The following is a 20,138-nucleotide window of genomic DNA, read 5'->3' as shown; positions in this document are numbered from 1 at the left end:
TGGCCATGCACGGCAGCCAGCATGAAAGCCATACCTGCCTCGCCCGCGTCAGCCCGTACGACTACCACCGTCGGGCTCGCTATGAAAGGTAGGGCGGCATGACCGCCGGGCAGGCCACCGGGGTGGCCGCCGACGCCGGCGCCCTCCGGGCGGTCGCCGTCGCCACACTGAGCGCCAACTGGGAACACGACCACACCGTCCCCTCGCGCACCCTCTACCCCCACCAGTGGAGCTGGGACTCGGCGTTCACCGCGATCGGCTGGTCCCACCTGCGGCCCGCGCGTGCCTGGCGGGAACTGGCCGGCCTGTTCCGGGCCCAGTGGGGCGACGGGCGGGTGCCGCACATCGTGTTCAACCCGGCCCTGCCCGCCGGGTCGTACTTCCCCGGCCCCGGGTTCTGGGACTCGGCGTGCGCCGAGGGCGCGCCGCCGGCCGCCACCTCGGGCCTGGTCCAGCCGCCGGTGCACGCGCTCGCCGGGTGGCTCGCCTACCGCCGTGACCCCTGCGACGCGGCGCGCGCCGCCCTGGGCCGGCTGTACCCGCGGCTCGTGGCCCAGCAGCGGTACCTGGCGACGCACCGCGACGTCGGTGGGGGTGGGCTCGCGTGCATCGTCCACCCGTGGGAGTCCGGGTTGGACAACAGCCCGGCCTGGGACATCCCGCTGGCGGCGGTGCCCGCCGAGGCGGCCGTCATGCGCGCGTACCGCCGGCACGACACCGCGCACACCGACGCCGCGCACCGCCCCACGGACCTGGACTACGCGCGGTACGTGGCGATCGTCGCGGCGTACCGCGCCGTGCGGTACCGGGACGAACGGCTCGCCGACCGGCATCCGTTCCTGGTGGAGTGCCCGCTGCTCAACGCGGCGGCCGGGGAGGCGGAGCAGGCCCTCGCGCGGATCGCCGGGACGGTCGGCGCCGACCCCGGCCCGCACCGGGAGCGCGCCGCCGCGATCACCGAGGCCGTCGTCGACCGGCTGTACGACCCGGCGACCGGCCTGTTCCACCCGCGTGACCTGCGCACCGGGCGGCTGCTGCCGGCCCGGACCGCGCTCGGGCTGATGCCGCTGGTCCTGTCCGGCCTGCCGGCGCGGCCGGTCGCGACGGTGGTCGCCGAGGCGTGCTCGCCCCGGTTCGGGCTCGGCGCCCGGATGGACCGCCCGCTGCCCAGCCACGACCGGACCGCGGCGGACTTCGAACCGCTGCGGTACTGGCGCGGCCCGAGCTGGCTGAACCTGGCCTGGCTGCTGCGCCGCGGCCTGCTGGCGCACGGCCGGGCGGACCTGGCGGCCGGGCTGCGCCGGTCGATGATCGACCTGGTGGCGCGCTCGGGCTGCCACGAGTACTTCCACCCGGACACCGGCGCCGGGCTCGGATCGCCGGCGTTCGGGTGGACCGCCGCGCTCCTGCTCGACGTCCTCGCCGAGCGCGGCTGACACCGTTTGCGGCAGCACCGCGCGGGTAAGCCGGGCCGTGCGGTTTCCCCTCTTCGTCGACGCGGTGGCCCGGCGCGCGGGACTGCCGACCAACCAGGCCGCGATGCTCTCCCGCGCCGTCCTGCAGACGATGGTGGAGCGGATGACCGGCGGGGAGGCCGCCGACCTCGCCGGGCACCTGCCGGACGAGGCGGGCGACTACCTGGCCGCGCCCGGCAGCGCCGGCGGCCCGCCGCCGGCCATCGGCCCGGTCGAGTTCCTGCGCCGGGTGGGGGAGCGGGCCGGGGTCGACGACGAGACCGCCCGGCTCGGCACCGCCGCCGTCTTCGCCACCCTGCGCGAGGCGGTCACCGTCGACGAGTTCCGCGCCATGGTGGCGCAGCTGCCCCGCGACTTCGACGGCATGACCCAGCCGATCCCGCGCCCGCCCGACTGGTGAGTCACCACTGCTGAGGCGGGTCCGCCGCGTCGGCCTCGGGCAGCTCCTCCGGCTCGGCGACCCAGGCCGAGAAGACCGGTAGGCCGTGCCACGGCCCGCCGGACCGTTCGTCGGTGGCGACGGCGACGACCGCGTACGGGTGGGCGAAGCGCAGCTCCGCGGTGCGTCGTACCTGCTCCGGTGGCAGGCCCATCGCCATGGCGAACGCGGTGACGGCGGCGGCCTCGAACCCGTACCGGCCGTAGTGGGCGGCGGCGGACTGCACGGCGTCGAACTGGAGGCCGGGGGCCCTGACCAGATCCCGGACGGCGTCCGCCGCGGCGGCGAACCCGAGCGCGGCGGGCGTGAGGTCGTGCCGGCTCTCCGCCGACCAGCAGGGCAGCACCGCCGTCACGCGCTCCTCGCGGGCCTGGAACGTGTGCACCGTCTCCTCCCGCAGCGTCCACAGCGGAGCGTCGCCCAGCGGCAGGTCGTAGAGGGACCGCCGGTCCTCGTGCCCGCCGACTGCGCGCAGCGCCTGCTCGTGGGCCGCCGCGAGCACGTCCCGGGGAGCGACGTCGGGCGCCGCCGCCACCGACACCACGAGCAGCCCCGGCCCGCCCTCCTCGGCGGGCCGGGCCGGCGCGGCGTGGACGATCACGTCCCCGACCGGACCGGCGGCGGCGATCCAGGCCCGGTGGCCGTTCGGGGGAGTGCGCAGCACCCGCCGCAGCCGGACGGACCACGCGCTGCCCGCACCGAGCGCGTTCGCCTCGGCGACCCCGAACGGGTCCGCCCAGGACACCCGGGTCGCCAGCGCGCTGGCCAGGACCAGCAGCACCTCCGGGGTCAGCGCCAGCGGGAACCGCTCGATGAGCCCGAGGCTGTGCTCGCGCGCCCACGCGTCGAGGGTGGCCTGGTCGGGCAGGGGACCGGTCCGCGTCGACGGTGGCAGGCCCGCGCGCCAGGTGGCGAGGGCGGGCGTGTCGAGCGCGGCGTCCTGCCAGAGAGCGGTCGCGGCCCCGACCAGCGGGTGCGGCTCGGCCAGCAGCGCCCGGGCGGTGTCGGCGGCGGCCTCGGCGTCGGTGCCGAGCACCTCCTCCAGCCCGGCTCGCGCGGTTCCGGTGGCGGCGGGGGCGACCAGGGCCAGCAGGAGCCAGGCCCCCAGCGGGGAGGCGACGTGGTGCTCGTCGCCGACGGCGGTGTGCAGGCGGTTGGCGTACCGGGCCACGCAGGCGGGGATGTCGGTCATCGGTCCACTCTGCCCGCTGCCGGCCGTCTCGTCACGACCACAGTTCGAACGGCTCGTCGATCTCCTCGCCGGCGAGGAACTTGGTAAGCAGTTTCGGTAGCCGGCCGGGGTAGAAGCGCCCGCCGTCCGCCACCACCTCGTCGACCGGCCACCAGCGGAAGCCGAAGTAGTCCTCCCGCTCGTAGTCCAGCCGGTCCGTCTCGTCCACGTCCGGCCCCGGTCGGTCCAGCCGGACCGTCACGATCACCTCGTGCTGCAGGTGCCGGCGGTGCCGGTGCAGGAAGCTGGCGCTCCGCCGCCAGGTGGGCGCCCCGACCCGATCGGGCCCGACCACGATGCCGGTCTCCTCGCGCAGTTCGCGTACGGCGGTGTCGAGATACGTCTCGCCCGGGTCCATCCCGCCGCCGGGCAGCTCCCACCAGGTGCCGAGCCGGGGGTGCGCCGGCTCGCGGGTGTGGAACAGCAGTACCCGGCGGTCGGCGTCGAGCACCACCAGCCGCACCGAGCGGCGTTCGACGAGCGGGTAGTCGTCCGGCAGGTCGATCACGACGCCTCGCCGGCGTGGGGGTAAACGGTCATGGCATCGATCCTGGTCGGTGCCGGGGCGCCCGTCCACCCCGGCTCCTCTCGGTGGTGCCGTCCGCCGGGCGCTAGGCTGCCCGCCGTGGCAGGTCTTCTGAGGAACGTGGCCGCGCGTCTCGGCGCCGTCATCCCGTCCCCGCGACGCCCCGGCCCCGCGCCGGCCCGGGTGGCGCGACCGCGCAATGTCGCCGCACTTCAGCGCCGCCAGCTCGCGTACGCGCCGGAGCTCGACGGGCACGCCGATCCCGGTGAGATCGTCTGGACGTGGGTGCCGTACGAGGAAGACCCGCGCCAGGGCAAGGACCGGCCGGTGCTGGTGGTGGGCCGGCACAGCCGGACCCTGTACGGGCTGATGCTGTCCAGCCAGGCGGACCGGGACGGGCAGCGGCACTGGCTCGCCCTCGGGCCGGGCGGCTGGGACCGGGACAACCGGTCGAGCTGGCTGCGGCTGGACCGGGTGCTGACCATGCGGGAGGACAGCATCCGCCGCGAGGGCGCGGTGCTCGACCGGGAGCGTTTCGACCGGGTGGCCCGGGCGCTGCGGGCCGGCTACGGCTGGCGCTGACGTCCGGCCGGTCGAGGCCGGCGCACGCGGCCGGTGTCAGGCCGGCTCGCGGCTGGGGCCGACGGCGGCGCCGGTGGCGTCCGGCGGCGGGTACGGCTGCTCGGCGAGCAGCCGGGCGAGGTGCGCGCTGTTGAGCGCCAGCGCCGTCGTCGTCCGGCCGGTGGTGTCCGGCTTCGGCCGGGCGTCGATGTAGTCGACCTTGTGCAGCGCCTCGCCGACCCAGTAGGTGGCCCCGGCGGCCGGGCAGGTGAACCCCACCTCGTTGAGCGCCTGTTGCACCTGGCCGATGGTGTGGTGGGCGCCGTCCTCGTTGCCGACCACCGCGACGCCGGCCACCTTCCCGTACGTGAGCAGCCGCCCCTGCGGGTCGGTCTCGGACAGTTCGGCGTCGAGCCGCTCCAGCACCATCTTGCAGACCGCGGACGGCTGGCCGAGCCAGATCGGTGTCGCGATGATCAGGATCTGGGCGGCCAGCAGCTTGGACCGGATCGCGGGCCAGCCGTCGCCGGCGCCCTCGTCGGTTGAGACGCCGAACCGCACGTCGTGGTCGACGACGCGAACCAGTTCGCCCTCGACGCCCTGCTCGCCCAGCGCGTCGAGCACCTCCTGAGCGAGCACCTCGGAGCTGGATGGTGCGGGGGAGCGTTTGAGCGTGCAGTTCAGGACCAGAGCCCGGATCGCGGCCACGGCGGGTTCCTCTCGGCGGTGGGGTGACTCCGCCGGCATACCCGGGCGGCCGCTCGCGGACACCTCGGTTCTCGGGGCCCGTTGACGCGGCACCCGCGTACGCTCGGCTGACCCGCCTCAGCGGTCGGCCGCGCCCGCGCTGTCGAGCAGTTCCCGGCGGGGCCGGGACGACCCGATGCTCTTCGCCCGGTACATCGCCGCGTCGGCCCGATCCAGCGCTTCGAAGAGTTGGCCCGGACCGGTGACCGGGGCCAGTCCGATCGAGGCCGTCACCCGCAGACTGACCCCGCGCAGGGGGATCGGCGCGGCCACGACGTCACGCAACCGGCGGGTGGCGTGCTCGAGCCACCTCCGGTCGACGCCCGGGGTGGTGAGCAGCCCGGCGAACTCGTCACCACCGAGCCGGGCCACCGGGTCGTCGCCGGCGAAGGCGGCGAGCCGCTGCGCCACGCTGATCAGCACCTGGTCGCCGGCGGCGTGTCCGTACCGGTCGTTGATCTGCTTGAAGTCGTCGAGATCGAGGACGACCGCGATCAGCGGTTGCCCGTCGGCCCTGGTCAGCAGCGCGGCGGCCAGCCGGTGGAAGGCGCGCCGGTTGGGCAGCCCGGTGAGCGGGTCGTGACTGGCCGCGTGGCGCTCGGCGGCCAGTTCGGCCTGGAGGATGCCGATCTCCGTCTCGGCGCGGACCGCCCGGCGGTGCAACTGCCAGGACGAGACCAGGGCGCCCGCGGCGCAGATGCCGGACGCGATCGTCAGCGGATCCGGCACGAGCCCTCCCGTCCCGACGCCCCCGGCATCGCCGGCGGTCACCGACCCCGTGTTTTCCCTGGTCGCGGCCCAGGTTTAGTGACGGACAGTGAGCGGCTCGACACCGCTCATGTCCGCTATCATGCTCGCTGTCCGATGCAGATGCAATAGCAGATGCACGTGCAGAAAGCGAAGGACGCGCATGCAGCCGCCACCCAACGGCGTTCCCATCCACCACCTGCCGCCCCTGCGGTGGCAGAAGAGCCGCCGCAGCAACCCCAGCGGCAACTGCGTCGAGCTGGCCGAACTCCCCGGCGGCGCGGGCATCGCGGTTCGCAACTCCCGGCACCCCGACGGCCCGGCGCTCATCTACACAGTGGACGAGATCGCGGCCTTCGTGCTCGGCGCCCGGGACGGCGACTTCGACCATCTGATCGGCTGACCCGCCGTCGGGAACGATTCCCCTCACTGACCGTTCATGGCATGCTTACACGTCGGCCGGGCGGGGGTGCCCGGCCCCTGCGAGGTCCGGCCTGCGGAGGGCGGCAGTGGCGACTATTCCGGCCGAGGGCGGTCCGGCCACCGGCCCGACCGTCCTGCGCATGATGCTCGGGGCGCAGCTGCGCCGGCTGCGTGAGTCGCGCGGGGTGACCCGCGAGGGCGCCGGCTGGGAGATCCGCGCCTCCGAGTCGAAGATCAGCCGGATGGAGCTGGGCCGGGTCGGCTTCAAGGAGCGTGACGTCGCCGACCTGCTCACGCTCTACGGGGTGACCGACGAGCAGGAGCGGGAGGTCCTGCTCAAGCTCGCCCGGGACGCGAACAGCCCCGGCTGGTGGCACCGGTACGGCGACGTGCTGCCGTCCTGGTTCCAGGCGTACCTGGGGCTGGAGGCGGCCGCCGCCCTGATCCGCACGTACGAGGTGCAGTTCGTGCCCGGCCTGCTCCAGACCCGGGAGTACGCGCGGGCCGTCGTGCTCCTCGGCCACGCCCGGGCCGCGGCGGCGGAGGTCGACCGCCGGGTCGCGCTGCGCATGCAGCGGCAGCGGCTGCTGCGCCGGGACGATCCGCCGCAGTTGTGGGCCGTCGTCGACGAGGCGGCGCTGCGCCGGCCGATCGGCGGTCCGCGGGTCATGCGCGAGCAGCTCGCGGCGTTGATCGAGGCGACGAAGTCACCGAACGTGCGACTCCAGGTCATGCCGTTCGCGGCCGGTGGGCACGCCGCCGCCGGCGGCGCCTTCTCCATCCTGCGCTTCGGCGACGCGGACCTGCCCGACATCGTCTACATCGAACAGCTCACCAGCGCGCTCTACCTCGACAAGCGCGAGGACCTGGACCACTACGCGGTGGCGATGGAGCGGCTCTGCGTGGAGGCGGAGCCGCCCGAGCGCACGCCCGAGCTGCTCGGCCGCATCCTGGACGACCTGCCCGCCGGGTAACGGGCCGTCCGCCCGCACCGGCACGTCCGCATTGACGTGTGACGACCCGTGCGGGTAGTCTCTGGATCGATCCAGACTGAATCGATCCAGAAGGTGTCCCGTGAAGCCGACCCTGCAGGCCGTCGCCGAGGCGGTGGGAGTGTCCCGCAGCACGGTGTCCAATGCGTACTGCCGGCCCGACCAGCTGTCCGCGGCGCTGCGCGAGCGGATCCTGAGCACCGCGCGCGAGATGGGCTATCCCGGCCCCAACCCGACCGCCCGCTCACTGCGGCGGGGCTACGTGGGCGCGATCGGCGTCCTGTTCACCTCCCAACTGTCGTACGCCTTCACCGACCCGTTCGCCGTCCGCTTCCTCGCCGGCGTCGCCACCGCCGCCGAGGGGCACGGCACGAGCCTGCTGCTCGTGCCGCTGTCCGGCGACGCGGCCGGCGCCCGGCAGGCGATCGAGAACGCCGCGGTGGACGGCTTCTGCGTCTACTGCGCCGGCCACGAGAGCTGGGCGCTGGACGCCATCCGGGCCCGCAACCTGCCGTACGTGACCACCGCGCCCCGCCCGGACGCCGGCCCCGACGAGCCCTACGTCGGCATCGACGAGCGCGCCGCCGCGCGGGAGATCGCCCGGCACGTGGCCGCCCTCGGCCACCGGCGGGTGGCCCTGCTCGGCGACTCGGTGCTGCCCGGTGCGCCCAGCGGAGAGTTGCGGCTCGCCCACGTCGACGAGGTTCCGCACTCCACCACCCGGGGCCGGCTGGCCGGCTTCGCCGACGCGTTCGCCGAGGTCGGCCTCGCGTGGCCGGAGCTGACGGTGCTCAACTCCACCGGCAACGACCGCGCCTCCGGCGCCGCCGCCGTCGCGCCCCTGCGCGCCGCCGACCCGTCCCCGACCGCCGTGCTGGCCTGCTCGGACGTGCTCGCCCTGGGCGCCCTCGACGCGCTGGCGGGCGGGCCGCCGGTGTCGGTGACCGGCTTCGACGACGTCGCCGAGGCGGCCGCCGCCGGTCTCACGACCGTGCGCCAGCCCGCCGAGGAGAAGGGCCGGCTCGCCGCCCGGCTGCTCCTCGATCCGCCCGCCGATCCCGCGGCCCGGCAGGTGCTGCTGCCGACCGCGCTCGTCGTCCGATCGTCCACCCGTCCCGTAGGGAGTTGACCATGGAACAGCCCGCCGGTCTCCTGCTCGCCGTCGACGCCGTGACCCGGCACGTCACCTCCGCCCGGCCTGACGCGCCCGTCCGGCCCGAGCGGGTACGCGCCCCGCGCCTCGCACGCGGCCGGCGTACCGCCGCCACCGCCCTGCGGCGGCTCGCCGACCGCATCCAGCCCGCCCCGGTGCCCGTCCCGCCCCGCTGCACCTGAGCCGCGCCCGCCCGGCCCGTTCGGAGGAAAGTCACGGCGACTTCGGGCACGAATCGCCCACCCCGGCAACTACCGGGCGTCACCGGCTGGTGACGCGCTTGGTCGGCCAGGCAGACTGGAGCTGATGTCCGCGTTCATGCCCAGCCTCCGGCTGCACGACCGGTACGTCCTGCGCGAGCGCATCGGTCGCGGCGGGATGTCCGAGGTGTGGCGCGCCGACGACCAGGTGCTGCACCGCGCCGTCGCGGTGAAGGCGCTCGTCGCGAACCTGGCCGCCGACCCGCAGCTGCGCGCCACCATCCAGCGCGAGGCCCGCGCCGCCGCCCGGCTCAACCACCCCCACGTCACCCAGGTGTACGACTACGGCGAGGCGACCCTCGACGGGGGCGTGGTCGTGCCGTACCTGGTGATGGAGCTGGTCGAGGGACGCAACCTCGCCGAGCGCCTCGCCGCCGGCCCGCTGCCCTGGCCCGACGCCGTACGGATGGCCGGCCAGGTCGCCGGGGCGCTCGCCGCCGCCCACCACATCGGCGTGGTGCACCGCGACGTCAAACCCGGCAACGTCATGCTCACCGTCACCGGCGCCAAGGTGCTCGACTTCGGCATCGCCGCGCTGGCCGGACCGGATCACCCACTGGCCGGGCAGACCGGTGAGCTGCTCCTGGGCACCCCCGCCTACTTCGCCCCGGAACGGATGCGACCCGGCCGGCCGAACCCGGCCAGCGACGTGTACGCCCTCGGCGCCCTGCTCTACCGCACCGTCACCGGCCGGGGCCCGCTACCGGTCGACAGCTGGCAGGACGCCGTCAGCGTGCACGCCCGGGGCGTGCCGGTGCCGCCGCCGGACGTCCCCGGCCTGCCGGCCGACGTGGCACGCCTCATCCTGGCCTGCCTCGTCGCGGACCCGGCGCGCCGCCCCACCGCCGCGCAGGTCGCCGCTCACCTCCGCGCGGTCCGGCCCACCGACCCGCCCACCGCGGTCCTGCCGTCCCACCGCGCGCCGGTGCCCGCCCACCCACCGACTCTGGTCGACCACCGCCCCGGGGGCGGCCGGCCGGTCCTGCCGCCGCCCCCGCGCGCACGCCCGCCGGCTCGGCGGCGACCCGTCGCCGCCCTCGTCGCCGTCGGTCTCGCGGTGCTCCTCGGCACGGTCACCGTCCTGAGCCTCGGTGAGCCGGGAACCCGATCGCCGAACGCCGGCCCGGCCGGCCCGGTGGTGCCCGTCGAGACGCCCACGTCGGCGGCGCCTCGCCCGAGCACGGCCGCCCCCGCCACCAGCCGGCCCGCCCAGGTGGGCCTGCGGGACCTGGCCGCCGAGTTCGCCGCCGTGCTCGCCCTCGCCGTCGCCACCGGCGAGGCCGACCGCAAGACCGCCGAACAACTGGGCCGGGACCTGGCCGACCTGAACCGCCGGCCGCAGGACCGCGCCAAGCGGGTCGAGAAGCTGCGCGAGCGCCTCGCCGACGCGGTCGAGGACGGCAGGCTCGACCGGTCCGTGGCGACCCGGCTCGACGCTCTCCTCGACGGCGCGACCGCCGGCTGATCCGGCGGTCGTGGCGCCGGCTCAGCGCAGGACGGTGCGCGCGATGTCGCCGGTCGCGGTGCCGGCCCGTGCGAGCACGATTCCGTCCGGCGACCAGATCGCGGACCCACCGGCCGCGTCGGCGTAACCCTCGCCCGTCGAACCGGCGAAACTGGCGACCGCGACGTGCACCCGGTGCGCCGTGGCGATCCGCAGTGCCCGCCCGTCGGTGACGGCCGCGGCCCGGGCGTCCTCAAGCACTGCCGCGGCGTACACGTCGATGCCGTCGCCGACCGTGCACCGGGCGTGCTCCGTGACTCCGGTGTCCTTGCAGATCGCCAGTCCGAGCCGCCAGCCGTCCACCTCGAGCACCGTCGGCACGTCGCCCGGCGAGAAGCGCCGCGGCTCGCCGCCGCCAAGCCACATCTTGCGGTACGCCACCCGCGCCCCGTGCCCGTCGACCGCGACCGTCGCGATGTGGTCGCCGTTAACCGGGGCGCCGGCCAGGGCCAGCGTGCCGGTCACCGCACACGCGTCGACCAGCGGGATCAACGCCGGATCGGCCGGATCGAGGACGGGCGCGTCCAGGTGGTAGCCGGTCAGTGACAGCTCCGGAAAGACCACCACGCGGGCGTCCGCCGCGCGGACCACCGCGGCGTGCCGGGCCGCGTTGACGGCGACGTCGTACGGCTCGCAGGCGGGTTGGGCCGCGGCGATGCGCAGGGGCGTACGCATGGGGCTCACCTCCCGGACGGCCAGAGCATAGTCCCGGTCCGCCCTGAGGCGCCGCCCGCATGATCTGTTCCCAGGATCAGTTCGTAGCGTGTAGCCCATGCTTGGACCCGCGCACGCCCTGCTCGCCGCCGGCACGACGACCGAACAGGCCGAACCACCCCAGGACGGCCTGGTCGGGCACGTCGTCGGACTGGTGGAGAAGCTCGGCGGGCCCGGTGCCGGCCTCGCCGTCGCCCTGGAGAACCTGTTCCCGCCGATCCCCAGCGAGGTGATCCTGCCGCTCGCCGGGTTCGTCGCCGGGCAGGGCCGGATGAGCGTGGCCAGCGCCATCTTCTGGACCACGCTCGGGTCGCTGGTGGGCGCGCTGGCGCTGTACTACATCGGGGCCGCGCTCGGACGGGAGCGGATGCGGGCCATCGCCGCCCGGCTGCCGCTGGTGAAGCTGAGCGACGTCGACAAGACCGAGGAGTGGTTCCTCCGGCACGGCGTCAAGGCCGTGTTCTTCGGGCGGATGATCCCGATCTTCCGCAGCATGATCTCCATCCCGGCCGGGGTGGAACGGATGCCCCTCCTGACCTTCGTCGTCTACACCACGCTGGGCAGCCTGATCTGGAACACCACGTTCATCCTGGCCGGGTACCTGCTCGGCGACAACTGGCATCTGGTCGAGGGTTACGCCGGCGTCCTCCAGAAGATCGTCATCGCCGCCTGCGCGGTCGGTCTCGTCTGGTTCGTCGCCACCCGGGTGCGCCGGTCGCGTACGGCCGGGGGAGTCCTGCCCAACGGGCCGGAGGACGAGTTCCCGTCGTCGGTGCCGCGGCCTGAGGGCGTGCCGGACCCGGACGGACGGGGCACGGTCTACCGGAGTACCTGGTCGAGGGGGGCCGACGAGGACTGATGCCCTGGCGTGATCCGACCGCCCGATGTCGCTCGCGGTGGTCGGCGTTCGGTAAGTCCGACTTCAGCGCTTGAGTGGCTGACGACTCAGCGGCCATGTCCATTTTCGCGTGGTCCGGCACGTCCGTGCGGTCGTAGCGAGCTACGCCGGGGCGCTCCGACCTGCAAGATCACGCTGCGACGCAGTTGTAGTGGCCTGCTGGTGCGCGGGAGGCCACTGCACGTGCGATACAGCGTGATCTACCGCGACGTCCGGTGTCGGTTGTCGGGTTTGGGGGTGTGGTCGGGGTCATCCGGTTGGCGGAATGATGCGGGGCTCGGGGTCGTTACATCTCGTGGACGATCGAGCAGGACCGCGCGGGCTTCGGCCGCGGTGGTGGTGGCCGGAATGATGTCGGCCGGTCGGTCGTTACATCTGGACCCGGCACCGTGTAGGGCGTCCCCCCGCCCCGGCCGGGTTCTTCCCCCAAGTCTTGTGAGCGCCTCGGATGGTGCTTGCACCACTGCCGCCCCCTGGCGTGGTGCCAATCCCCCGAATGGAGCTTCCGTCATGAACACGATCTTCCGTAAGAGCGTTCTGGGTGTTGCTGGTCTGGCGTTCGCCGGTGGCATGGCCGCCGGCCCGCTGAACCACGACACCACCACCGCCGCGATGGCGAGCAGCCCGGCCGCCGCTGTGGCGGTGCAGGCCGACAAGCCCGACACCGGCAAGCTGATCCCGCATGGTGTGCAGGGTGCGCAGTCGCGGATCGACCTGTCCGATGAGCAGGTCGCCAACGTCAAGGCGATCATCGCGGCGACGAAGAAGGCCGGCATGGACGAGCGGGCCGCCGTGGTCGCGATCGGTACCGCGTTGCAGGAGTCGAAGCTGGAGAACCTGGGTCACCTGGGTGAGCGCAACGACCACGACTCGCAGGGCCTGTTCCAGCAGCGCCCGTCCTCGGGTTGGGGCACGGTCGAGCAGATCACCGACCCGGAGTACTCGACGATGGCGTTTCTGAAGGGTCTCAAGCAGGTCGACGGGTGGCAGGACATGCCGCTGACCGTGGCCGCGCAGACCGTGCAGGTCTCGGCCTACCCGGACCACTACGCCCAGTGGGAGCAGCAGGCCGCCGACCTCGTCGCCGAGCACTGGAACAGCTGACCCCACACCGCACGACCACGCTGGCCGGCACCCGAACCCGGGTGCCGGCCAGCAGCGTCCCCACCCCCACCGGGTCGATCATGACGTTGTGGTGCCTGATGAAAGCCCCGGATCGGGGTGAACCGGCCACCACAACTCCATGATCGCCGGAGTTGATCGCGCGGGTGGCAGGATGAGCGGGTGGCCGAGCGGGAGACGTGGGCGGCGCAGCCGGGTGTGGTCCTGTTGCCCAGTGGAGCGGCCGTGCGCGGGCGGCGTGTCGGAGACGAGGTCCCGCCCGCCGATTTCGCACTGCTGCTGGCGCCCGGGCCGGTCCCGGCCTGGCCGCACCGGCGGATCCGCTGGCCGGACTTCTGGGTACCGGTCGACCGGGCCGACGCGATCGACGCCCTGCGGGAGGCGCTGCGCCGCGCCCGCGCCGGTGAGCGCGTCGAGGTGGCCTGCAAGGGCGGTACCGGACGCACCGGAACGGCTCTGGCCGCGCTGGCCATCCTCGATGGCCTGCCGCCCGAGGACGCGGTCACCTGGGTGCGCAGGCACTACCGCCCGCGCGCCGTCGAGACGCCGTGGCAGCGTCGCTGGCTCCGTCACCTCCGCTGAGCGCCGGAGCCGGCTCGCCCCGAGTCGGTACCCGGCCATTCAAGCGGTGAGCCGGCCGCCGGCCTTCGCGGCGGGCGGCCGGCCACCCGCTCAGCGTCCGACGTACTCCCGCAGGTGGCGGGCGGTCAGCGTGTCGCTGTGATCGACCAGATCGGCGGGAGTGCCGGTGAACACGATCCGGCCGCCGTCGTGGCCGGCGCCGGGACCGAGGTCGATGATCCAGTCGGCGTGCGCCATGACCGCCTGGTGGTGCTCGATGACGATCACCGTGTTGCCGGCGTCGACCAGCCGGTCGAGCAGGGCGAGCAACGTGTCGACGTCGGCGAGGTGCAGGCCGGTGGTCGGCTCGTCGAGGACGTACGTGCTGGTCCGCTCGGCCATGTGGATGGCGAGCTTGAGCCGCTGGCGTTCGCCGCCGGAGAGGGTGGTGAGCGGCTGGCCCAGGGTGACGTAGCTCAGCCCGACGTCGGCGAGCCGGTCGAGCACGACCCGCGCCGGGCCGCTGGGGAAGAACTCCCGCGCCTCGCTGACCGGCATAGCGAGGACCTCGCTGATGTTCTTCCCGCGCAGCCGGTAGGTGAGCACCTCGTCGGTGAACCGCCGGCCCTCGCACCGCTCGCAGACCGAGGCGACGCCGGCCATCATCGCCAGGTCGGTGTAGACGAGGCCGATGCCTCTGCAGGTCGGGCAGGCGCCCTCCGAGTTGGCGCTGAACAGGGCCGCCTTCACGCCGTTGGCTCTCGCGAAAGCGGTACGGATCGGGTCGAGCAGGCCGGTGTAGGTGGCCGGGTTGCTGCGCCGCGAGCCCCGGATGGGGGACTGGTCGACGATGACGACGCCGTCGCGGCGGCGCAGCGAGCCGTGGATGAGCGAGCTCTTGCCGGAGCCGGCGACGCCGGTGACGACGGTCAGCACCCCCAGCGGGACGTCGACGCTCACGTTCCGCAGGTTGTGCAGGTCGGCGTCGCGGATCGACAGGTGTCCGGTGGGCCGGCGTACCCGCTCGCGCAGCCGGATCCGGTGGTCGAGGTGCCGGCCGGTGAGGGTGTCGGAGCGGCGCAGGCCGGCCACGTCCCCGGTGTAGCAGATCCGGCCGCCGGCCGTGCCGGCCCCGGGCCCGAGGTCGACGACGTGGTCGGCGATGGCGATGGTCTCCGGCTTGTGCTCGACGACGAGGACGGTGTTTCCCTTGTCGCGCAGCCGCAGCAGCAGGTCGTTCATTCGCGCGATGTCGTGTGGGTGCAGGCCGACGGTGGGCTCGTCGAAGACGTACGTGACGTCGGAGAGCGGGGAGCCGAGATGCCGGACCATCTTCACCCGCTGCGCCTCGCCCCCGGACAGGGTGGCGGACTCGCGATCCAGGCTCAGGTAGCCGAGGCCGATCTCGACGAGGGAGTCGAGCAGGTCGCGCAGGTTGGCCACGAGCGGCGCGACCGCCGGATCGTCGACACCGCGGACGAACTGGGCCAGGTCGTTGATCTGCATGGCCGCGCACTCGGCGATGTTGCGCCCTGCGATGCGGGAGGAGAGCGCGGCGGCGTTCAGCCGGGTGCCGCCGCAGGCGGCGCAGGTGGTGAAGGTGACCGCCCGGTCCACGAACGCCCGGACGTGCGGCTGCATCGCCTCCCGGTCCTTGGCGAGGAAGAGCCGGCGTACCTTGACGACCAGGCCCTCGTACGTCCAGTTGTTGCTGCCCATCCTGATCTTCGTGGCGGGCTTGTGGAGGAGGTCCTCCCACTGTTGCGGGGTGTAGTCCTGCAGCTTCAGGTCCGGGTCGAAGAGGCCCGAGCCGACGATGGTCTGCCAGTACCAGGAGTCGACGGCGAAGTTCGGTACCGTGATGGCGCCGTCGTTGAGTGACTTCTCCACGTCGACCAGCTCGTGTACGTCGAGGTCGGAGACCCGGCCGAGCCCTTCGCAGGCCGGGCACATGCCCTCGGCCAGGTTGAAGCTGAACGCACCCGCCCCGCCGACGTACGGCTGGCCGAGCCGGCTGAAGACGATGCGCAGCATCGCGTACGCGTCGGTGGCGGTGCCCACGGTGGAGCGGGAGTTCACCCCCATCCGCTCCTGGTCGACGACGATGGCCGGCGTGAGGTTGCGCAGGGAGTCCACGTCCGGCCGGGACTGGCTCGGCATGAACGACTGGAGGAACGCGCTGTAGGTCTCGTTGATCAGCCGCTGCGACTCGGCGGCGATGGTGCCGAAGACGAGCGAGGACTTGCCGGAGCCGGAGACCCCGGTGAAGACGGTCAGCCGGCGCTTGGGGACGTCGACCGAGACGGCGGCGAGGTTGTTCTCCCGCGCACCGCGGACCTCGATCATGTCGTGGCTGTCGGCGGCGGACCGGTCTGGCTGCTGCATGCGAACCCTTCACGGAATCGTGGGCAGGGTCAAGCCCTGCCGGGCGTGCGTGGATGGCCTGGCCGCCTTCAATCGTCTCATTGAAGTCCCCGTGGAGACTTCAGCCGCGATCAACAGCACCGCCACGCCGGAGAAGGCCGGCAATGTCTCAAACAGGGGGGTAAGCGGTAGGGTCGGTGCCGTGGCAGTGGCGCGTCGGTACCGGGCAGTGGACGTCGCCGCGACCGCCGGCATCTCCACCCAGCAGGTCCGCAACTACGTCGACGCCGGGATCCTTCCGGCGGTCGAGCGCACCCCGGCCGGCTACCGGATCTTCACCGCGGCGCACGTCCGGGCGCTGGCCGTGGCGCGGCGGGTGGCCGAGGGGCACGGCTGGGCGCGTACCCGGGAGATCATGGCGGCGGTCCACAGTGGTGACCTGCCGGCGGCGCTGGCGGCGCTCGACGGCGGTCACGCCGAGCTGGACCGCGAACGCGCCGAGATCCAGCGGGTGCTCGGCGCGTTCGAGACGGTGGTCGCCGCGCTGGCCGTGCCCGCACCGCGCGGCGGCGTGCGGATCGGCGCGGTCGCGCGGCTGGTCGGCGTCCGCACCTCCCAGCTGCGGCTGTGGGAGGAGCGCGGCCTGGTCCGCCCGGTCCGCGACCGTGCCACCGGCTACCGGGTGTACGACGCGGCCGAGCTACGCGCCGCGCAGGTGGTCGCGCTGCTGCGCCGCGGGGCGTACCCCTTCGACATCGTCACCGCGGTGCTGGACGAGCTACGCACCACCGGCAGCGCCGCCCGCGTCCGCGCCGAGCTGGGCCGGCGCGAGCAGGATCTGCACCGGCGCAGCCTGCGGCGGCTGCGGGCGGGCGCGGCGCTGTACGCCTATCTGAGCGAGCGGGGCGAGGCCGGCCCGGTCTGACCGCGGCGGTCAGCGCAGCACGAGCAGGTCCAGGTGGTCGACCACCGGCCCGGGGGTGTGCGGCGCGGCGTCGCGCAACCGGGCCAGTCCCGCCTCGTACGCCGCGTCGCTGATCAGCCGCAGCGGCGTGTGGGCCCGGCGGTCCACGCGCCGCGCGAAGTCGGCGAGGGACGCGGCGGTGGTCTGCGCCACCGCCTCGACACTGCTGACCGGGAAACCGGCCTCGGCGAACGCGGCGCGGACCCGGGCCAGGTCGGGGTACGTCTCGAGGACCTGGATCGCCTCCGGGAACCACCGGAACAGGCCGATCCGCTGGTGCCGCCCGGGGAACGGCGAGCGGATCAGCACCGGCGCGCCGGGTCGCAGCACCCGGCGCAGCTCGCGCGCCGCCGCGTCGAGGTCGGGGACGTGGTGCAGAACGGTCGACAGCCAGGCGGCGTCCATGCTGGAGTCCCGCAGCGGCAGGGCGCCGGCCTCCCCGGCGAGCAGTGGCCGGTGCGCGGCGTGCGCCCGCATGGCCGGGGCCGGTTCCACGCCCACCACCCGGATGCCGAACCAGCCGGTGAAGGCCTTCGCCCAGGTGCCGGTGCCGCAGCCCAGGTCCAGCAGCGTCGTGGTGGCCCGGGGCCGCAGGTGCTGCTGCACGGCGTGACGCCAGCGGTCCAGGCTGGCCGGGGGCAGCTCCCGAGTGGCGGCGAAGGCCGCCGCCTCGGCGTCGTCGAAGGAGACCAGCGCCACGTCCATCACCTCGCCACCGTCGCCGGAAGGTCTCCGGCGTTCGTTGCTGAGGTTCTAGTCGGACCGTGAACCCCCGGGCAACACCTTGTGACGTACCCCCCGAAACGTTGACGGCCGGGCGGAATGCCGCCCGGCCGTCAACGCGACGCGGTCAGCCCAGGTCGACGGCGGGGTAGAGCGGGAAGCCGGCGAGCAGTTCACCGGCCTGCTTGCCGACCCGCTCGGCGATGGCCGGGTCCAGCGCGTACTTCGCCTTGGACGGGGTGCCGTCGTTGTTCGCGCCCGGCGTCGTCTGGCTCAGCACGGTGTGGATCAGCTCGGCGGTGGCGTCCATCTCGGCGGTGCCGAGGCCCCGGGTGGTCAGCGCCGGCGTGCCGATCCGGATGCCGGAGGTGTACCAGGCGCCGTTCGGGTCCTGCGGGACGGAGTTGCGGTTGGTGACGATGCCGGAGTCGAGCAGCGCCTGCTCGGCCTGCCGGCCGGTGAGGCCGTACCCGGTCACGTCGATCAGCACGAGGTGGTTGTCGGTGCCGCCGGTGACCAGCTTCGCGCCGCGCCGCAGCAGCCCGTCGGCGAGGGCCTGCGCGTTGGTGACGATCCGCTGGGCGTAGTCGGCGAAGTCCGGCCGGCGGGCCTCGGCGAGCGCGACCGCCTTGGCGGCCATCACGTGCGGCAGCGGGCCGCCGAGCACCATCGGGCAGCCACGGTCGACCTGCTCGGCCAGTTCCGGGCCGCAGAGCACCAGCCCGCCGCGCGGCCCGCGCAGCGACTTGTGCGTGGTGGTGGTGACGATGTGCGCGTGCGGGACCGGGTCGAAGTCGCCGGTGAAGACCTTGCCGGCGACCAGGCCGGCGAAGTGCGCCATGTCGACCATGAAGGTCGCCCCGACCGAGTCGGCGATCTCGCGCATGATCCGGAAGTTCACCTTCCGGGGGTACGCCGAGTAGCCGGCCACCAGGATCAGCGGCTTGAACTCGCGCGCCGCCTCGGCGACCTTGTCGTAGTCGACCAGCCCGGTCTCCGGGTCGGTGCCGTAGCTGCGCTGGTCGAACATCTTGCCGGAGATGTTCGGCCGGAACCCGTGGGTCAGGTGGCCGCCGGCGTCCAGCGACATGCCGAGCATCCGCTGGTTGCCCAGCTCCCGGCGCAGCGCGAACCAGTCGGCCTCGGTGAGGTCGTTGACGTGCCGGGCCTGCGCGCGCTTGAGGGCCGGCGACTCCACCCGGTCGGCGAGGACCGCCCAGAAGGCGACCAGGTTGGCGTCGATGCCGGAGTGCGGCTGCACGTACGCGTGCGCCGCCCCGAACAGCTCCCGGGCGTGCTCGGCGGCGAGCGCCTCGACGGTGTCGACGTTCTGGCAACCGGCGTAGAAGCGGCGGCCGATCGTGCCCTCGGCGTACTTGTCGCTGAACCAGTTGCCCATGGCCAGCAGGGTGGCCGGGGAGGCGTAGTTCTCGCTGGCGATGAGCTTGAGCGACTCGCGCTGGTCGGTCAGCTCGGCGCGGATGGCGTCGGCCACGCGCGGCTCGACGGCACCGATCACTTCGAGCGCGCTGCGGTAGGCGGTGGACTCGGCGTTGCGCGACATGCGACCTCCTGGTGACGTGCGGAAGGCCCAGGCGCTCGGCATGCGTCCTCGTGACGGGGCCGCTCCCCGATGGTTTCTCCATCCCTACCCGCGCCAGTCACGGCCCGATGGGGATCCTACCGGGTACGCCCGCCGGAGGTCGGCGCCGCCCAACCCACCCCCGCCCCTCACCCCCGTCGATCTTGCACTTTCGGCCCTCGTTATGCGTCGAACACCCCTTTCGCCGGGGCCGAAAGTGCAAGATCGACAGGGGGAGGGGTGGGGCTAGGATCTCGGGGGTGGGAGGTTCGGGGAGTCTTCTTGCGATAAGCGATCTGCACGTGCGCCACGCCGACAACCGGGCGGTGGTCGAGGGGCTGCACCCGGAGTCGCCGGAGGACTGGCTGCTCGTCGCCGGCGACGTGGGGGACACCGTCGCCCAGGTCGAGTGGGCGCTGCGGCTGCTGGCCGGCCGGTTCGCGAAGGTCGTCTGGTCACCCGGGAACCACGAGCTGTGGACCACCCGTGCCGATCCGGTGACCCTGCGGGGCGTCGCCCGCTACGCGCACCTGGTCGAGCTGTGCCGTGAGATCGGGGTCGTCACGCCGGAGGACCCGTACCCGGTGTGGGCGGGACCCGGCGGTCCGGTCACCGTGGCGCCGCTGTTCCTGCTGTACGACCACAGCTGGCGGCCGGACGGCTTCGACACGCCGGAGGCGGCGCTGGCTGAGGCGTACCGGACCGGGATCGTGTGCACCGACGAGTACCTGCTGCACCCCGACCCGTACGAGAGCCGGTCGGCATGGTGCGCGGCGCGGATCGCCGAGACCGCGGAGCGGCTGGCCGGGCGGGACCCGGCGCTGCCGACCGTGCTGATGAACCACTGGCCGCTGGTACGCGAACCGACCGACGTCCTGCGCTACCCGATCTTCGCGCAGTGGTGCGGCACCGAGGCCACCGCCGACTGGCACCGCCGCTTCGACGCCGCCGCAGTGGTCTACGGCCACCTTCATATACCCCGCACCACCTGGTACGACGGGGTGCGCTTCGAGGAGGTGTCGGTGGGCTATCCGCGGGAGTGGCGGCGGCGGCGCGTACCCCCGGGGCAGCTGCGGCGGATCCTGCCGGCGCCGGACGGCGTGCCGCCCACGGCCTGGTGAGACGCGCCGGGGCCCGGCCGACGGCCGGGCC

At 73.9% G+C, this 20,138-nt stretch carries 21 protein-coding genes and 1 riboswitch; of the genes, 13 read left to right on the top strand and 8 right to left on the bottom strand.

Annotation, left to right across the window (positions count from 1 at the left end; genetic code table 11):
• Nucleotides 1-98: 98 nt before the first annotated feature.
• On the top strand, nt 99-1,436 hold the full coding sequence (locus tag ABTW87_RS26865; protein WP_350653866.1) for an MGH1-like glycoside hydrolase domain-containing protein: 1,338 nt from the start codon (nt 99-101) through the stop codon (nt 1,434-1,436).
• A gap of 37 nt (nt 1,437-1,473) precedes the next feature.
• Nucleotides 1,474-1,875 carry a DUF2267 domain-containing protein gene (locus ABTW87_RS26860; RefSeq protein WP_350653865.1) on the top strand — a complete coding sequence of 134 codons (402 nt, stop codon included), beginning with the start codon at nt 1,474-1,476 and terminating at the stop codon, nt 1,873-1,875.
• Between the two features lies 1 nt (nt 1,876).
• Here ABTW87_RS26860 and ABTW87_RS26855 read toward each other — a convergent pair whose 3' ends face one another.
• Both ABTW87_RS26855 and ABTW87_RS26850 read right to left on the bottom strand, forming a co-directional pair.
• Nucleotides 1,877-3,106, bottom strand: coding sequence for a hypothetical protein (locus ABTW87_RS26855; RefSeq protein WP_350653864.1), 1,230 nt, complete (start codon nt 3,104-3,106; stop codon nt 1,877-1,879).
• A 31-nt stretch (nt 3,107-3,137) separates the two neighbouring features.
• Nucleotides 3,138-3,653: an NUDIX hydrolase gene (locus ABTW87_RS26850; protein WP_350653862.1), complete on the bottom strand. Its 516-nt coding sequence runs from the start codon at nt 3,651-3,653 to the stop codon at nt 3,138-3,140.
• Nucleotides 3,654-3,770: 117 nt separating this feature from the next.
• Between ABTW87_RS26850 and ABTW87_RS26845 the strand changes: the two genes are divergently transcribed.
• Complete coding sequence (locus ABTW87_RS26845; protein WP_350653861.1) at nt 3,771-4,253, top strand: type II toxin-antitoxin system PemK/MazF family toxin; 483 nt, start codon at nt 3,771-3,773, stop codon at nt 4,251-4,253.
• Between the two features lie 36 nt (nt 4,254-4,289).
• Here ABTW87_RS26845 and ABTW87_RS26840 read toward each other — a convergent pair whose 3' ends face one another.
• Together ABTW87_RS26840 and ABTW87_RS26835 are read right to left on the bottom strand one after the other, a co-directional pair.
• On the bottom strand, nt 4,290-4,940 hold the full coding sequence (locus ABTW87_RS26840; protein WP_350653860.1) for a flavodoxin family protein: 651 nt from the start codon (nt 4,938-4,940) through the stop codon (nt 4,290-4,292).
• Nucleotides 4,941-5,057: 117 nt separating this feature from the next.
• Nucleotides 5,058-5,708: a GGDEF domain-containing protein gene (locus tag ABTW87_RS26835; protein WP_350653859.1), complete on the bottom strand. Its 651-nt coding sequence runs from the start codon at nt 5,706-5,708 to the stop codon at nt 5,058-5,060.
• 181 nt (nt 5,709-5,889) lie between these two features.
• Here ABTW87_RS26835 and ABTW87_RS26830 point away from each other — a divergent pair, with 181 nt between their 5' ends.
• From ABTW87_RS26830 to ABTW87_RS26810, 5 genes are all read left to right on the top strand, one after another.
• Complete coding sequence (locus ABTW87_RS26830) at nt 5,890-6,129, top strand: DUF397 domain-containing protein (protein ID WP_130324371.1); 240 nt, start codon at nt 5,890-5,892, stop codon at nt 6,127-6,129.
• 106 nt (nt 6,130-6,235) lie between these two features.
• On the top strand, nt 6,236-7,123 hold the full coding sequence (locus ABTW87_RS26825) for a Sco1979 family transcriptional regulator (RefSeq protein ID WP_350653858.1): 888 nt from the start codon (nt 6,236-6,238) through the stop codon (nt 7,121-7,123).
• 100 nt (nt 7,124-7,223) lie between these two features.
• Nucleotides 7,224-8,270 (top strand): LacI family DNA-binding transcriptional regulator, encoded by a 1,047-nt coding sequence (locus ABTW87_RS26820; RefSeq protein ID WP_350653856.1) that lies wholly within the window; start codon nt 7,224-7,226, stop codon nt 8,268-8,270.
• 2 nt (nt 8,271-8,272) lie between these two features.
• Nucleotides 8,273-8,476 carry a hypothetical protein gene (locus tag ABTW87_RS26815; RefSeq protein WP_350653855.1) on the top strand — a complete coding sequence of 68 codons (204 nt, stop codon included), beginning with the start codon at nt 8,273-8,275 and terminating at the stop codon, nt 8,474-8,476.
• Nucleotides 8,477-8,600: 124 nt separating this feature from the next.
• Nucleotides 8,601-10,019, top strand: coding sequence for a serine/threonine-protein kinase (locus tag ABTW87_RS26810; RefSeq protein WP_350653854.1), 1,419 nt, complete (start codon nt 8,601-8,603; stop codon nt 10,017-10,019).
• A gap of 21 nt (nt 10,020-10,040) precedes the next feature.
• Here ABTW87_RS26810 and ABTW87_RS26805 read toward each other — a convergent pair whose 3' ends face one another.
• Entirely contained in the window at nt 10,041-10,733 is a 693-nt protein-coding gene (locus tag ABTW87_RS26805) for a carbon-nitrogen hydrolase family protein (RefSeq protein WP_350653853.1), read from the bottom strand.
• Nucleotides 10,734-10,830: 97 nt separating this feature from the next.
• On the opposite strand from ABTW87_RS26805, the gene ABTW87_RS26800 reads away from it, so the two are divergent.
• The 3 genes from ABTW87_RS26800 to ABTW87_RS26790 all read left to right on the top strand — a co-directional run bounded on the left by ABTW87_RS26800 (nt 10,831) and on the right by ABTW87_RS26790 (nt 13,374).
• Nucleotides 10,831-11,631 (top strand): DedA family protein, encoded by an 801-nt coding sequence (locus ABTW87_RS26800; RefSeq protein WP_350653851.1) that lies wholly within the window; start codon nt 10,831-10,833, stop codon nt 11,629-11,631.
• 549 nt (nt 11,632-12,180) lie between these two features.
• Nucleotides 12,181-12,774: a hypothetical protein gene (locus ABTW87_RS26795; RefSeq protein WP_350653850.1), complete on the top strand. Its 594-nt coding sequence runs from the start codon at nt 12,181-12,183 to the stop codon at nt 12,772-12,774.
• 180 nt (nt 12,775-12,954) lie between these two features.
• Nucleotides 12,955-13,374 carry a protein-tyrosine phosphatase family protein gene (locus ABTW87_RS26790; RefSeq protein WP_350653848.1) on the top strand — a complete coding sequence of 140 codons (420 nt, stop codon included), beginning with the start codon at nt 12,955-12,957 and terminating at the stop codon, nt 13,372-13,374.
• Between the two features lie 90 nt (nt 13,375-13,464).
• On the opposite strand, the gene ABTW87_RS26785 is transcribed toward ABTW87_RS26790, so the two are convergent.
• The gene (locus tag ABTW87_RS26785; RefSeq protein ID WP_350653847.1) at nt 13,465-15,738 is read right to left on the bottom strand and encodes an ATP-binding cassette domain-containing protein; all 2,274 of its coding nucleotides are present in this window, start codon (nt 15,736-15,738) and stop codon (nt 13,465-13,467) included.
• A 181-nt stretch (nt 15,739-15,919) separates the two neighbouring features.
• Between ABTW87_RS26785 and ABTW87_RS26780 the strand changes: the two genes are divergently transcribed.
• Nucleotides 15,920-16,642, top strand: a complete 723-nt coding sequence (locus ABTW87_RS26780; RefSeq protein WP_350653846.1) for a MerR family DNA-binding transcriptional regulator — start codon at nt 15,920-15,922, stop codon at nt 16,640-16,642.
• A gap of 9 nt (nt 16,643-16,651) precedes the next feature.
• On the opposite strand, the gene ABTW87_RS26775 is transcribed toward ABTW87_RS26780, so the two are convergent.
• Complete coding sequence (locus ABTW87_RS26775) at nt 16,652-17,380, bottom strand: class I SAM-dependent methyltransferase (RefSeq protein WP_350653870.1); 729 nt, start codon at nt 17,378-17,380, stop codon at nt 16,652-16,654.
• Between the two features lie 151 nt (nt 17,381-17,531).
• Entirely contained in the window at nt 17,532-18,968 is a 1,437-nt protein-coding gene (locus ABTW87_RS26770) for a glycine hydroxymethyltransferase (protein WP_350653844.1), read from the bottom strand.
• Between the two features lie 18 nt (nt 18,969-18,986).
• Nucleotides 18,987-19,079, bottom strand: a riboswitch (ZMP/ZTP riboswitch).
• Here ABTW87_RS26770 and ABTW87_RS26765 point away from each other — a divergent pair.
• The gene (locus ABTW87_RS26765) at nt 19,076-20,107 is read left to right on the top strand and encodes a metallophosphoesterase family protein (RefSeq protein ID WP_502891650.1); all 1,032 of its coding nucleotides are present in this window, start codon (nt 19,076-19,078) and stop codon (nt 20,105-20,107) included. It overlaps the preceding riboswitch by 4 nt.
• The last annotated feature ends 31 nt before the right edge of the window (nt 20,108-20,138 follow it).

Source organism: Micromonospora sp. NPDC126480, assembly GCF_040302465.1.
Lineage (GTDB): Bacteria > Actinomycetota > Actinomycetes > Mycobacteriales > Micromonosporaceae > Micromonospora.
Note: the sequence above shows the minus strand (reverse complement) of the source record. Positions and strands in the feature narration are given on the sequence as shown.